The 15,006-nt window shown below is 34.6% G+C and carries 12 protein-coding genes, 1 pseudogene and 1 riboswitch; of the genes and pseudogenes, 8 read left to right on the top strand and 5 right to left on the bottom strand.

Annotated elements, in window-relative coordinates:
• Positions 1 to 284: 284 nt before the first annotated feature.
• From PI85_RS03725 to PI85_RS03695, 7 genes are all read left to right on the top strand, one after another.
• A complete protein-coding gene (locus PI85_RS03725; RefSeq protein WP_036127718.1) occupies positions 285 to 1,190 on the top strand; it encodes an NAD(P)/FAD-dependent oxidoreductase in 906 nt (301 codons plus the stop codon).
• Positions 1,191 to 1,808: 618 nt separating this feature from the next.
• Positions 1,809 to 1,987: riboswitch (cobalamin riboswitch) on the top strand.
• Positions 1,988 to 2,103: 116 nt separating this feature from the next.
• Positions 2,104 to 2,328, top strand: a complete 225-nt coding sequence (locus tag PI85_RS03720; RefSeq protein WP_031417836.1) for a glutaredoxin — start codon at positions 2,104 to 2,106, stop codon at positions 2,326 to 2,328.
• Positions 2,325 to 2,684, top strand: a complete 360-nt coding sequence (gene nrdI, locus PI85_RS03715; RefSeq protein ID WP_036124398.1) for a class Ib ribonucleoside-diphosphate reductase assembly flavoprotein NrdI — start codon at positions 2,325 to 2,327, stop codon at positions 2,682 to 2,684. Before PI85_RS03720 ends, nrdI begins: the two co-directional genes overlap by 4 nt.
• Positions 2,681 to 4,774 carry a class 1b ribonucleoside-diphosphate reductase subunit alpha gene (gene nrdE, locus PI85_RS03710; RefSeq protein WP_036124399.1) on the top strand — a complete coding sequence of 698 codons (2,094 nt, stop codon included), beginning with the start codon at positions 2,681 to 2,683 and terminating at the stop codon, positions 4,772 to 4,774. Before nrdI ends, nrdE begins: the two co-directional genes overlap by 4 nt.
• Positions 4,762 to 5,730, top strand: a complete 969-nt coding sequence (gene nrdF / locus PI85_RS03705) for a class 1b ribonucleoside-diphosphate reductase subunit beta (protein ID WP_025114203.1) — start codon at positions 4,762 to 4,764, stop codon at positions 5,728 to 5,730. Before nrdE ends, nrdF begins: the two co-directional genes overlap by 13 nt.
• Before the next feature lie 11 nt (positions 5,731 to 5,741).
• Positions 5,742 to 6,179, top strand: a complete 438-nt coding sequence (gene dut, locus PI85_RS03700) for a dUTP diphosphatase (protein ID WP_036124415.1) — start codon at positions 5,742 to 5,744, stop codon at positions 6,177 to 6,179.
• 276 nt (positions 6,180 to 6,455) lie between these two features.
• Positions 6,456 to 7,622: a glycoside hydrolase family 5 protein gene (locus PI85_RS03695; protein WP_225316266.1), complete on the top strand. Its 1,167-nt coding sequence runs from the start codon at positions 6,456 to 6,458 to the stop codon at positions 7,620 to 7,622.
• 160 nt (positions 7,623 to 7,782) lie between these two features.
• On the opposite strand, the gene PI85_RS03690 is transcribed toward PI85_RS03695, so the two are convergent.
• From PI85_RS03690 to PI85_RS23770, 3 genes and pseudogenes are all read right to left on the bottom strand, one after another.
• A complete protein-coding gene (locus tag PI85_RS03690) occupies positions 7,783 to 8,019 on the bottom strand; it encodes a ferredoxin family protein (RefSeq protein WP_036124417.1) in 237 nt (78 codons plus the stop codon).
• Positions 8,019 to 8,534, bottom strand: coding sequence for a YwhD family protein (locus tag PI85_RS03685; RefSeq protein WP_036124419.1), 516 nt, complete (start codon positions 8,532 to 8,534; stop codon positions 8,019 to 8,021). The genes PI85_RS03690 and PI85_RS03685 overlap by 1 nt, the downstream gene beginning before the upstream one ends.
• 421 nt (positions 8,535 to 8,955) lie before the next feature.
• Positions 8,956 to 9,185, bottom strand: a pseudogene (locus PI85_RS23770) (HTH domain-containing protein); the annotation flags it as partial.
• Between the two features lie 751 nt (positions 9,186 to 9,936).
• Here PI85_RS23770 and PI85_RS03680 point away from each other — a divergent pair.
• The gene (locus PI85_RS03680) at positions 9,937 to 12,414 is read left to right on the top strand and encodes an S-layer homology domain-containing protein (RefSeq protein WP_036124421.1); all 2,478 of its coding nucleotides are present in this window, start codon (positions 9,937 to 9,939) and stop codon (positions 12,412 to 12,414) included.
• A gap of 87 nt (positions 12,415 to 12,501) precedes the next feature.
• On the opposite strand, the gene PI85_RS03675 is transcribed toward PI85_RS03680, so the two are convergent.
• Both PI85_RS03675 and PI85_RS03670 read right to left on the bottom strand, forming a co-directional pair.
• The gene (locus tag PI85_RS03675; protein ID WP_036124423.1) at positions 12,502 to 13,629 is read right to left on the bottom strand and encodes an acyltransferase; all 1,128 of its coding nucleotides are present in this window, start codon (positions 13,627 to 13,629) and stop codon (positions 12,502 to 12,504) included.
• A gap of 281 nt (positions 13,630 to 13,910) precedes the next feature.
• The gene (locus PI85_RS03670) at positions 13,911 to 14,903 is read right to left on the bottom strand and encodes an acryloyl-CoA reductase (protein ID WP_036124426.1); all 993 of its coding nucleotides are present in this window, start codon (positions 14,901 to 14,903) and stop codon (positions 13,911 to 13,913) included.
• Positions 14,904 to 15,006 lie beyond the last annotated feature (103 nt).

Here is a 15,006-nt window from a genome sequence, read left to right as displayed (position 1 = left end):
ATAGATGTACTTCAATTAACGGTGCTTAGACAGTATTTCAAACATTCAAACCAAAAATTTGACGAGAAAAAAATAAATAGATATTATAGATATGTTAAGTCCTTAATAGAGTGATTAGACCCAACCAGCTAAACTGTATCTTTTTTATTGAGATCAAGGACTAATATATAATGGGCTTAACAAATGGAACGAAAAAGATATCATACATATAATTAGCGGTGTCTTTTGCCTTAATTGTAGATATTAAAGGTCTTTAATATATTGTGGTGTGGAGGGAAATAATGATGAATCAATATGATTGTATGATTATAGGTGGAGGCCCTGCTGGGTTAAGTGCTGCCTTAACATTAGGAAGAGCGCGCAGAAAGGTTGCACTAGTTGATAATGGAACAAATCGAAATCGTGTAACTCAGGAGTCACATGGTTTTTTAACAAGAGATGGGATAAAGCCACAAGAATTTAAGAATCTCGCAAGTAAAGATATAGAATCTTATCCTTCTATAACAATGATGGATCAAACCGTCAGAGAAATAATTAAAGATGATATAACTGGTTTATTTCTAGTCAATACTTCGGAAAATAAATCTTATATATCTGAAAAAATACTGTTAGCTACTGGAATACAAGAGGAATTTCCTCTCCCGCAAATCAGACAATATTATGGTAAAAGTTTATTTAGCTGTCCATATTGCGATGGTTGGGAGCTGCGAGACAAGCCATTGGCTATCATTGCAGAAAACGAGGAGCATATTAGTCATATGACGAAATTGGTTTTTAATTGGTCACAGGATTTAATCGTTTTTACGAATGGTCATCAACTTTCTGAGAAGGTTCAAAATGATTTTGAACAAAAGAAAATTAAGGTGTATACAAATACTATTAAAGATTTACATGGGGATGATGGTAACTTATCGAGTGTTGAATTAGAAACAGGTGAAAATATTTTAAGAGCTGGTGGATTTGTTGTGCCAAGTTTTTATCGTCCCAATAAATTTGCTAAACAGCTAAATTGTCAAGTTGATGAAAATGGAACAGTTATGACTGATGGTGCTGGACGTACAACTGCGGCTGGGATATATACTGCAGGTGAAACGGAAAAGGGTGGTCCCTCTTCTTTAATGATTGCAGCTGCGGAAGGTTTTAAGGCTGCTACAAGCATAAATATGGATATAACAATAGAAAGGTTTTAAATTTATGGTTAGCTGATGAGTCATATAAAATTCATCAGCTATTTTTAATAGGACTAATCAAGCTGGCGGAGAATGAACTTGAATATGTTATACTATAAATAAATATAGAATAACTAGAAAAGGTACATATTCATTGTAAATTAGTTGAAAAGGGTAGAACGATTGGTTTCCTCGCGCCTGTAGGTTGAGCACATTTTAGTAGTCGTCGTTATGTTATGACGAAACGAAAATGTGTCATCATCGCAAGAGAGGGGTCCTACTTTAGACTAGTACAATAAAAAAATTTACGAAGATAGGATGTATGGAGTAGGATGCGAGATTTACATCATACTCATAGTTTTACACATAATTGCATCTTTACTGTAAAGGAAAGATGCCTTTTTTATGTATAAAATTACTAGGGTGGCTACGTTTTTAGGTAAATAAGCGACTATTATTTTACTTCTTATTTTTTAATAAAATAATGCTATCGCATTCGTGCTTATATGATTATATTTTAGTTCGTTCTTACAAGGATATGTCAGAAAATATGAATAGTCTCAAATTGATGAACTTTTATTTCTCGATTTACTTTTTATATAAAGGATGGTACACTTAAAACTATCGAAAAACAATATATTGTGTTCGTTTTGTGTAGGTACTACTATATGTAGTTTAATAGGGAAGTTCGGTACTATTCCGACGCTGTCCCCGCAACTGTTAAGCTGACGATGATTATAACCACTGTGCATTCGCATGGGAAGGAAATCAGAGATTGAAGCAAAGCCAGGAGACCTGCCTATATAAAACAAATTTATCATTTCTTCGGGGATTAAGAGATGGGAACGTCAGTATTTTTAGTATGTTAACGTTTCCATTTAAGCTATCTCTCTAGAAGAGGTAGCTTTTTTATTTTATGAAAAGAGGGATTACTATGAAACTTTATACGAAAACAATCTGTCCAAAATGCCTATGGGTAAAATCCGAATTACAACGAGCAGGACTTGAAGCAGAAATTGTTAATATTGATCATGATGAACAAGCGAAACAAACAATTATAGATGCAGGTTTTTTAAGTGTGCCTGTTTTAGAGGTGGATGAAACATTTATAGGTGATGTTCAGGAAATTGTTTCTCGTATTGAGATGATCACACTATGATCGTTTACGCTAGTCGTACAGGAAATGTCCGTAATGTAGTTTCTAAATTAAGGGCAGAATCTATTGAACTCTCTGAGGAATTAAGCTTGAATAAGCCTTATCTTTTAATTACATATACAGATGGATTAGGTGACATTCCAGCAAAAGTCCAACGTTTTTTAGAAAAAAATAGAGATTTTTGTAAAGGAGTAGTTGCTAGTGGCAATAGTAACTTCGGACATCATGTATTTGGTGGTGCTGGGGAGAAAATTGCTACTACCTATCATGTACCCTTAGTGAGGAAATTAGATTTGCGTGGCAATCAAACAGATTATGAAGCAATACAAACGTTTTATGAAACGAGGGTAATGGGATGAAAACTTATTTAAAGCTTAATAATGACGTACTGAATCGTTATAGTACAACGGGGCTACTAGAGTTAGAAAAGGACCGTGAGGCTACTCGCCGCTACTTTTTAGAATATGTCAACGTACGTTTACGTTATTTTATAGATATAGAGGAAAAAATCCGCTATTTAGTGGATGAGGGATACTACGAAAAAGATTTTATCGACATGTACGAGATGGATTTTATAAAGAAGCTGTACAAAAAAGCATATGATTATAATTTCCGCTTCCCGTCATTTATGAGTGCAAGCAAATTTTATGACAGCTATGCTATGAAAAGTCGTGATGGTGAAGAAATCTTAGAAAAATATGAGGACCGTATTGTCATTATTGCTTTGTACTTAGCACAAGGGAACACAGTGCTAGCAAAACGTTCTGTTGAAGCAATGATGGAAGCCTATCAGCCTGCAACACCTACTGCATTAAATAGTGGGAAAAAAGCCCGTGGTGAATTAGTAAGCTGCTTTAAATTATCAATGGATGACTCTATGAATAGTATTGCTGAAAATATTGGCTATTGTTTAGAGCTTTCACGCCTAGGCGGAGGGGTCGGGGTCAACTTAACGGATTTACGTCCTTTAGGTGATCCAATTAAAGAAATACTAAATCGTGCAAGTGGTGTTATCCCAGTTGCAAAATTATTAGAAAACTCATTTAGTTATTCTAATCAGCTTGGTCAACGAAATGGCTCAGGAGTTGTCTATCTAAATATTTTCCATGCAGATATAGAGAATTTCATTTCATCAAAAAAACCAAATGCTGATGATAAAATTCGCCTCGCAACACTATCAACAGGAATTATTATTCCAAGTATTTTCTTCGATCTGATGAAACGTGATAAAGATATAGTGTTATTTAGTCCATATGATATTTTTAAAGTATATGGTAAACGAATGTCGGAAATTTCAATTTCAGAAATGTACTATGAACTACTTGATAATCCTAAAATCCGTAAAATTAAACGTTTGAATGCGCGTAGACTCTATACTGAGGTGAAAAAAGCTCAATTTGAATCAGGTTATCCTTTTGAAATTTTTGATGATAATGTCAATGAAGTACATCCACTAAAAAATATCGGTCGTGTAAAAATGTCAAACCTATGTACTGAAATCTTACAAGTTCAAGAAACTAGTGTCATTACAGATCAAGATCAGCCTAACGAATATGGGTTAGATGTGTCGTGTAATTTAGGGTCAATTGATATTCATGCAGCGAGTAAAGTAAATGATTTTGAAACATTAATCGATACAGCTATGCACTTATTAACAAATGTGTCACAAATGACATACATCAAAAATGTCCCATCAGTGGCAAAAGCGAATCGATTAATGCACTCAGTAGGGCTAGGTTGTATGAATCTCCATGGACATCTTGTTACGGAGGGCATCATGTATGGCTCGAAAGATTCTATTGATTTCATGGACCGCTTTATGGAAGCAATGAACTATTATTCGCTTAAATCATCGATGGAAATGGCTAAAGAAAAAGCAGAAACGTTCTACCGATTTGAAGATAGCGATTATGCTTCAGGTAGCTATTTTGATCAATATGTAAATAAGAATGAAGAAGAGCTATCACCCGCTGTGTTAAAAGCACTTGGCAACATTCCAATTATCACTAATAAAATGTGGGAATTATTAAAGGAAGATGTTATGGAATATGGTCTATTTCATTCATATCGTTTAGCGATAGCACCAACAGGCAGTATTTCGTATATTCGTAGCTGTACGGCATCCATTTCTCCTTGTACAGAGCGTGTAGAGGTTCGTGATTATGCAGATAGTCGCACGATTTATCCAATGCCACATTTAACAAACGAAAACAGTCATTTATATGTAGAGGCCTATGATGTTGATCCTTATGATTTAATTGATTTATATGCAGCTTCTCAAAAACACGTTGACCAAGGTATTTCAATGACTCTTTATGTCACTGACAATTGGACAACAGAACAACTAGCTAAAGTATACATTTATGCATGGGTTAAAGGGATCAAGTCCGTTTACTATGTTCGTCAACGATTACAAAGCTTAGAGGAGTGTGTAGCATGTCAAATATAGTGTATGAGGCAGTCAACTGGAATAAGGCAACTAGTGAACTTGCTCAAATTTTCTGGGACCAGCAATGGAAGCAAATTTGGTTTCCAGAAGAAATTGCAGTGAGTAAAGATATTAAGCAGTGGAAAAGTTTTGAGCATCAGGACACATATAAAAAGGTGTTTGCAGGACTAACTTTGCTTGATACCGTTCAGACGAATATAGGAATGAATCGTGTTGCTGCTTATACAGATGATTTACAGGAAAAGGCGGTATTAACCGTTTTTGATGCATTTGAGGCAATACATGCTAAATCATATTCTTATATATTTACAACGCTTTGTACAAACGAGGAGATAGACGAGCTCTTTGAATGGGTAAAGAAAAATGAATATTTACAATATAAGGCAAATAAAATTGCGGATATTTATAATAGTATAGAAGAAGGGGACTCTGAGAGCTTATGGAAAGCGATGTTTTCATCCGTTATGCTTGAATCTTTCCTTTTCTATTCTGGATTTTTCTACCCATTATACTTAGGTGGACAAGGTTTTTTAAGAAACAGTGCTGAAATTATTTCTCTCATTTTGCGCGACGAATCCATTCATGGCGTAGCGGTAGGGTTTTTTGCTCAAAATCTATATAAGCAATTTTCTAAAGAAAAACAAGAAGCCTTACAATTATGGGGTTATGAATTATTGCTGGATTTATATCAAAATGAAATGAAATATACCGAGGATATTTATGCGGAGACAGGATTATCGCCTGAGGTAAAAGCCTATGTGCGTTATAATGCTAATAAGGCCTTAATGAATGTTGGCTTTGAAGCCATGTTCCCAGAAGAAGAAGTGAATCCGATCGTCATGAATGGAATTCGTAATGAGGGCTCCACATATGATTTCTTTTCACAAAAGGGGGCTACCTATGCCAAAGCAAAAGTAGCGCCAATTACAGATGACACATTTAATTTTAATCGTTAGGATGAAGAACAATGAACGTAGAAGTAAAAATTAAAAGAATGCATGTAGATGCAATGCTACCAATGCAAGCTAACCCCGGTGATGCTGGGATGGATCTCTATTCCATTGAAACTGTAGAGATACCCGCTGGAGGGGCTAAATTAATTAAGACAGGCATTCAAATTGAATTACCTAAAGGAACGGAAGCACAAATTCGACCAAGAAGTGGACTAGCCTTAAAACATAGTATTACAGTACTCAATAGCCCAGGAACAATCGATGAAGGGTATAGAGGGGAAATCGGTGTTATTTTAATTAATCATGGTCAGGATACGTTCTTAGTAGAAAAATCTATGCGAATTGCCCAAATGGTGATTCAATTTGTCCCTACTATTCAACTACTGGAAGTCAATGAATTATCTCAAACGGTTCGTGGAACTTCTGGATTTGGAGCGAGTGGTACAAAATAAGAGTAAGTTTTAAATAGCCGTATATTAGGATTGAGTTTAATACTGAACTCAATCCTTTTTATTTTTTTAAAATTGTCACATTCGTGTAACGTAGGTTCAGTACGATTTACATGAGGTGATAATATGAGAGAAATAAATCATAGGAAAAGAATGAAAAATAAGTTCAACATGATAGTTTCCCTTTGGTGTGCTTTAATAGTCGTCTTTGCTACTGGCTGTAGTTCTGTGGAGCAAGAAGAAAAACAAAAGAAACAAGAGAAACAAGAGAAACAGGCAATGCCACAGATGCAAAATGGTTTTTGGGATGAGCAAAGAAAAGGTACAAATTTTATGAATTCCACTTCTCTGCCAGAAAATTATGAAGAGGCTAATGAATTCAACATTGAATTTATCCGTTTAGCGCCTGATAAATGGGCAAAGGAAAGAGATTTCTTATTTGATGATAAACCTGATGCTACGCCGAATAAAGATTTTTTAATCGGCAATGCAGATCAGTATGAGGGAATTGTTGAAAATGATTTTAAGATGTTAAAAGAAGATTTAGATGCAGCATATGCAAGAGGATCAAAAGTTGTACTGACTGTCCTTAGTCTTCCGGGAAACCGTTGGAGACAGTTTAATAACTATGAAAATGATGACCGAATTTGGCAAGACTTTAACTATCATGAGCAAGCAGCGCTTTTCTGGAAAGATCTTGCCGTGCGCTTAAAAGATCACCCCGCAGTGGTAGGATATAACGTAATTAATGAACCTCATCCTGAAACAGCCACTGGTTTTAATGATTTTTGGACAGAAGACTATGACAAATGGTACAACAAGATAGAAAACACGCCAGCAGATTTAAATAGACTTTATGGAACAATTGTAGATTCTATACGATCTGTAGATACGCATACACCCATTATTTTAGATTCGGGTTTATTTGCTACACCTTGGGCAATAAACTATTTAAAACCAATAGAAGACAAAAATGTGCTGTATGCTTTCCATATGTATGAACCGTATGAAATGACAAGTCAAAATCGAAAAAAAGGATTCACATACACTTATCCTGGTAAGGTCAAAGTCGGGGATGATCAGAATGAAAAAATGTTTGATAAAACTTCATTAAAAGATTTTTTAGCACCCGTTGCTAAATGGGCAGAAAAGCACAATATATCAAACAACCGAATTATTGTAGAAGAATTTGGCATTAACCGAATGGTTGATGGAGCGGATCAATATATGAGGGATTTAATTGACATTTTTAATGATTATGGCTGGCACTGGGCATTTTATGCATTTCGTGAAGATACATGGGATGGAATGGATTTTGAATTAGGTAATAAACCTGTCAAAGAAGCATATTGGGATGCGCAGGCTAATGGAGAACTACCTGATAGAAAAGCAATAGAAGTAGATAATTCTATTTGGGATGTCCTGAAAAAAGATCTGAACAAGTAACATGTTTGTTTGCTGCTAAGATCAAATAGTAATTATATGTAGTAGTACAAACCATCGTTTGTACTACTTTTTTGCCTGACACTCAGCGCTTTAAATCAATACTTCTTTCAATCAATTAACTTGCTGTTGCAGTTAATAAAGGATAGTCATTGTATGTCATTTAGTTTCGAAAATAGTTACGTGCTAGTAGAGTTGCAGAATTATATTCAGCAGGCAATTCATCCTCAAAGAAAATAGCCTCTACGGGGCAAACTAATTCACAAGCGCCACAATCAATACAAATATCAGGGTTAATGACATATTGGGTATCCGTATTCACAATGCAATTTACGGGACAGACATCTAAACAAATGGCTGCTTTTTCATCCCTACATAATTCTGTAATTACAAAAGCCATTATAAATCCCCCCATAATTGATGTTTTAATTCTTCAGGTGAGTGTGTCCAATACTGTTGATTAAATTCAGATAAAAATTGGGAAAGTAGTTTTTTTGATTTTGTATCGACATGATTTAGGATAAATTTCCCTTTAAGTGCTTTATCTAAATAATTTACTTGCTCTGGCAACGATTTATAGCCAAGTTTAATGCGGCGCTCTTCTTTTGATACCCGTACTTCACTTGCGGTACATCCCGCATAATAAGGTCCATTTTCCCCTACCTGAAGAGCTACCCAAACGATCCAATACCGATTATAATCGTCACTAGCATGAGCTAAATCTGGTGAAAAACGCACTTTTTTTTCAATAATACTTCGCCCATGTAAGGCTTCTAAGTCTATAAATACGTGTTCTTTTTCACCATCTATAATAATAGGCGTTACATTATTTAAATCAAGGGTACCTACTCCGTACCCTCCATCTCCATCTGTCGAATCATTACTTAAGATGGTAAAATGTATCTTTTCTTTCATAGAAAACACCCCCACACTCTTTTTACAACATTTACAGGTGTCGCAAATAGAAACAATTTATAGTATTAAAATAGCAAATTCATTACGTATAGCTTTTATAAATTAATCTAATTGAACGTTTTAGTAGTAATTTTTATACTATACGTAATGGTTGCCAAGGATTTCTCCTCATACTTTTTTAATTCAAAAGTATAATTGAAATATACAACTTATTATCCTTTGTTGTCTTCGGACTTACGTCTGAATTGTTATGATATGGTAACTTAACTATATACAGCTATTAATGTTCGCTTACATTTTTATGGAACTTTATATAAATAAGAAAATTGACAATGTCTATTTCGATAAATAAATTTTACTGAGTGATACAGAAAGAGTAGAATGGGTACCAAATAAATTGGAAAAATTTTACCATTCCAATTAATAATGAGAGGAAATGAATAGGGTCCATTAAGCTTTTATCGAATTTGTATCCTGCTATACTCCCGAAACCGCCGTTTGTCTCTAGGAAAGAAACGACTGGTATATTGCTTCAATGTTTCTATAAATTGTCCTGCATGATACTTGAAATTCATTTGCTAAGCTAGAAGCTGACACTATTTCTTGATTGAGAAGCTTGAAGATAATAGATAGTAATCGTTCTAATTTCATTAATAGCAACCTGATAACCATTAAACTATAGGTCCTTTTTTAAAAAAATCATACCATTCCTTTAGTCTTTATTTTCAATTTGATAGTTCCATTTCTACTATACCTTTAAACTAATAATTTGGAAAAACCTTCTACATCTAAGGATAGTAGGAGGTTATTTTTTTCTTTAGTGTTATATATTTTTTATATTAGAAATAGCGCATCTTTCTAATATCTATTTTCAATCACTCCTTCTAAAAACGATATAGTAATGATAGGCGAAACAATGATTATAGCTAATTTTAACAATTTATATTTTATTAGCATAGAATTTAACCTGTTAATGCTTTACATTTATACCGTTCTATAATTCATTCAACATACTATTATACCAAGAAAATAAATGGGATCTGAAAAATGGAATTTAAAGTTTCCGGCTATAAATAAATATTTTTATGTGCATTTTGTCTTCGGTTCTCTAATTATTGGGAATTATTTATGTAATAATTACCTATGTAACCAATTGAATATTAAAATTACCTTATTTTTAGCATTTATTTATTGGTAATGTAGTTATATTATTGTCTTGTAAAGCAAATTTAAGATTGATTGGTATATTTCATCATGAAAAATTTTGAAGGTTGCTTTATCCATAACTATTAGTAATTATTATTTGAGAGAACGTATTATACATATCTTTACAAGTTAATAGAGCGGTAATATTGTTCTCACAGAATAATATAATTTTATTTGAATTCTGGAGGAATATAAAATGACGAAACATAACAAAGGTCGTAAATTTTTCGTAACTACTGCTACAGCAGCACTTGTAGCATCAGCAATCGTACCGGTAGCATCAGCTGCTGAATTTAATGATGCAGATAGCATTTCATCTTGGGCAAAAGAAGCGGTGCAGTTTTTAACTGACAAAGGTTTCATCCAAGGTGATGAAAAAGGAAACTTCAACCCAGCTGGTACACTTACACGCGCTGAAGCTGCTGAAATTTTATCAAAAGCATTAGACTTAAAAGCTACTGGGACAGAAGACTTTACAGATGTAAATGAAAATGACTGGTTCTATAATGCAGTGCTTGCTACTTCACCAGAATTATTTGACGGTATGGGTAATGGTAAATTTGAACCGAAAGCACAATTAACAAGAGAACAAGCTGCTAAAGTTATCGTTCAAGGTTATGAATTAACTGGTAAAGCAGACCTTAGCCAATTCTCAGATGCTTCTAAAGCTTCTAAATGGGCTGTATCTTACTTAGAAACAGCTGTTGAAAATGGTGTAATCAATGGTAAAGGATCATTATTAGCGCCACAAGATAAAATTAGCCGCGAAGAATTCGCTACTATGGTTAAACGTACAATTGATGCAGTTAAAGAAGTAACACCAGCAGTAGAATCTGTAAAAGGACTTAATGCAAAAGAATTTGAAGTGAAGTTCAACACAGCTGTTGATGCAAAAGATGCTGCTGTAACAGCGAAATATGCGATTGACGGTGTAACGATTACGAACGCTAAAGTATCTGAAGATGGAATGACTGTTACTTTAACAACTGATAAAGAAATTAAGTTAACAAATGGTAAAGTGACTGTAAACCCAATCAAAACAAAAGCAGATGCAAAAATTCTAACTGAAGAATTTAATAAATTAATCACATTTGCTGATACAACTCCTGTTAGCGTAAATTCTGTTGAAGCTAAAGGCACAACAGCGGTAATCACTTTCGATGAGCTTGTACAAAACGAAGGAACAGTAAGCTTAAACGGTACTGAACTTGCTAAAGATCGTTATACTTTATCTGGAAAAACATTAACAATCAAAGGTTTAACTGCTGATCAAACTTATAAAGTAGACATCGTAGGGGCAACTGACTTCGCTAATAATATCGCAAATCCAATTGCAGTGAACTTCACGGTTCTAAAAGCAGACGTTGATAATTCTAAACCAACTGTTTCTACTGCAGTGAATGGAACAGAAATCACGTTTGATTTCTCAGAAGAATTAATGAAACAAAATCTTGATGCAGATGCTGGTGCTACTGCTGCAGAATATGCAAAAGTAACAGTTGGTTCTACTGTTTACTACTTAAAAGATGCTGATATGAAAGATACAGAGGATAAAACTGTATTTACTATTGATGCAAAAGCTGCATTAGGGACAGCTACATTCATTAATGCGGACGTGAAAGTAGAAGGACAAAAAGATTTAGCTGGTAATGCTGGAGATGCATTTGAGTTCAAGGCTATTTTATCTAAAGATTTAACGCCTGCTTCACTTGTAACTACTTCTACTAAAATGTTAGTAGCTGATGATGTGAATGCTACTACTGATGTAGATGCTCTATACCTTACTTTTAGCGAGCCAGTAAAAGTAGATGGTAAATTAACAGTTAAAACTCAAAATGGTATTGCTTACACTACTGGAAAAGAAACAGCTGTAAAAGCAGATGCTGGTTACGATGTAGATGGTAACGGTAAAATTGAGGGTGCAGAGAAAAACACTGTGAAGGTGGACATTGATTTAGATAGCAATTCAACATATACATTTGAATTATCTGCTAAAGCAGTTGCTGATTTAGCTGGCAACGTAACAGCAGATACAATCACATTCAATGTGACAACTGGCACGTATGAAGCTACACCTGAAACTACTACAGATTCATTAGTATTTGGAGCTACACCAGTTGTAGTAACAGATAACAATGTATTCACTGTTGAATATGCTGCTGATGTGACTGCAACAGCAACAAATGCTTCTAACTACACACTTGGAGGAAAAGAGCTACCTGCTGGCACTCAACTTCAATTTGTTGATGGTACTAAAAAAGTACGCTTCACTTTACCAGAGGGTTCTATCACTGCAAATGGTAATTATGTACTTGAAGCTAAAAATGTAGTAGATACTAAAGGTAACACTCTTAAAAATGGCAAAGCGACAACTCTAGTTGCTCTTAAAGAAAATATTGTGCCTGTAGCTTCTAAAGTAACAGTTGTAGATAGCAAAACATTTACAGTTGACTTCACTGAAAGCATTGCTGATCAAGCTACGCCAACAGGTTTAACAGTGAAAATTGCTGGCTCGACTGTGGAAATTGCTTCAGCTGCTGTAGCTAATGGTAAATTAACTGTAACAACTAAAGCTGACTACGCTTTAACTGATAGCATTGTAGTTGAATTTAAAGCTACAAACCTTGTTGATGCAAATAACAACAAAGTAAAAGACGGTTCAGTTTCAAAATAATTAAGCTGATTATGTAAGAAAGCCCTGTGGATTTCCACAGGGCTTTTTTGTTAGTCCACATAGTTTCTACTATTATAATAGGCAACATTATTTATAAGGAAACTCTTTCGGAATCGGTCCGAATGCAATCCAATGATATTTACTATATTTTCCCACCAGAAATACAACCATCCACGTAACAAATAGAGCAACAATAAAGCCTCCCACACTCCAAATATGAAATAAGAGACTATTGCCACTTACAGGTATTTGACGATATAGGAAGAGGAAAAAAGGATGTAATAAATAAATGCCAAATGATAGTGTCCCAAGGTTAATAAGGGCATTTACAAAGGCTTTATTCCCACTATCATAAATCCAGAAAGAAAGCTGTAACACTACCATACAGGCCGATAAAGATTGTAGCTGAAAAACTAGTTCAAATACGATACTGTTGGCTAAATAGGTTTGGGATGAGAAAACATAATAATATAGATAAATATTATAAATAGTAGAAAATAACCAAATAGCCCAAATGAAATATATTGAAACAGGGAAGTTTTCTTTTGTTAGCTGGAACCATCGTTTATACTTTTCAAAATAAATTCCTAAAAATGCACCAGCCAGGAAATAAAGTATATAAGAGAATGAAATACTCCCTCTGAATGGATACTGCCAAAACTCAGCATTTAATTGGATAAAAATCCATTGAAGAGCTAGTCCTATCCATATTAGGTGAGGGGATAGGGCGGGTTTTTTCTTTAAAATATATAAGAATAACGGGAACAATAGATAGAACTGCACCATAATAAATATATAGTATAAATGAGTATATGCTTTTCCAATTAGTAGTTTCTCAAGAAATTCAACACTAAAAAGGGCGTGCCATGTTAATGAAAAATCGTGCGTCACATAAAATTGCATGGCTGCATAATAAAAGACGGAAAAAAAGAGATAGGGAATAAGTATTTGGGTAACTCTTTTTTTATAAAAACGAACAATCAGTGTTTTTGTGAAATCCTTTTGTATATAGTTGTAAAATAAAACAAACCCACTTAAAAAAATAAAAACAGGAACAGCGAATTTGGGGGAAATATTCAAAAATACGTAAATGGAGTAGAGTCTTGATTCGCTGGATAAAGCTGTAACAGGTGTACTAGTAGAATGGATAAGAAGTACAGCTAGTATAGCTAAGGCCCTAGTAATATTTAATTCATCTATATGTGCTCGTTTCATATGATCATCTCCAAAAATAGTTGATAGTTTTTGATTTCCCTAAGTTTAATGCTCATATACATTAATGGTATGTTTGAGAACACGAATTTAGACAATTTTTTATGACGCTTGACTAGAAGCAACTAGTGATATGTTCATGGCCTACTATAAAGAGCTTTTATGTCCGGCAGATGTCAAACAAAAAAAGCTACCATGCTGAGGCATAGTAGCTTGTAGGAATAAAAGTCGTATGATAAAAGCCTTCCTACATTCATTTGTAAGAAGGCTTTCGTTTAATTTATTTATAATTTCACAAGGAATCTACCTCTTGCTTGACCTTTCAGTAACATAGGTAAAACATCTGGAAGTTGCTGCAATGTTACCTCTTGATGTATGAAGCGTTCAAGGTTTGCTGGTTTAAAATCTGTTGCTAAGCGATTCCATATTTTCAATCGTACATCCATTGGACAATAAACAGAATCAATTCCAAGTAAATTCACGCCTCTTAAAATGAAGGGGAAGACACTTGTAGGAAGGTTTGTTCCTGCTGTTAACCCACTGCTAGCAACTGCACCTCCATACTGAATTTGGCTTAATAAAGAGGCAAGTGGCTCTCCTCCAACAGAATCGACAGCTGCAGCCCATTTTTGTTTGCCTAACGCTCTAATTTTCCCATCAAATACCTCTCCACGATCTACAATTGAACTGGCTCCAAGGTTATTCAAGTATTCATGTTCTGAATCTTTTCCTGTACTTGCTTCTACTTGATAACCTAGTGTTGAAAGAATCGAGACAGCAAAACTGCCTACACCCCCAGTTGCACCCGTAACAAGGACTTTCCCTTTCTCAGGATTAATGCCATTTTCTTCGAGTCTTTGAATAGACAAAGCAGCTGTAAATCCGGCTGTTCCTATAATCATTGCCTCTTTGAGAGATAGACCGCTTGGAAGTGGAACAATCCATTTAGAAGGAATTCGAGCGTACTCGCTAAATCCTCCAAAGTGGGCTACGCCAATTTCATAGCTTGTTGCAATTACCTCGTCACCTTCATGGAAACGGGGATCTTCAGAGGATACAACAATCCCAGCTAAATCAATACCGGGTACGAAAGGATAGGAAGTAACGATTTTACCATCCGGTATAGCTGCCAAACTGTCTTTATAATTAATGCCAGAGTAGCTTACTTTAATTAATACCTCACCATTTGGTAGATCATTTAAAGTAAGATCATTAACTTTCACTGTAAAATCCTCATCTTGATTGACTACCAACGCTTTAAAGTTTTCTAATGTCATCGTAAACATCCTCCTCAATATAATTCCATTAAACAGTATCAAAATTATTCTGACCGGTCAATATAAAATTGGACATGGCACACTGTTCATGTATAATGACTTG

It is taken from the genome of Lysinibacillus sp. A1 (assembly GCF_000801965.1).
Classification (GTDB): Bacteria; Bacillota; Bacilli; order Bacillales_A; family Planococcaceae; genus Lysinibacillus; species Lysinibacillus fusiformis.
Note: the sequence above shows the minus strand (reverse complement) of the source record. Positions and strands in the feature narration are given on the sequence as shown.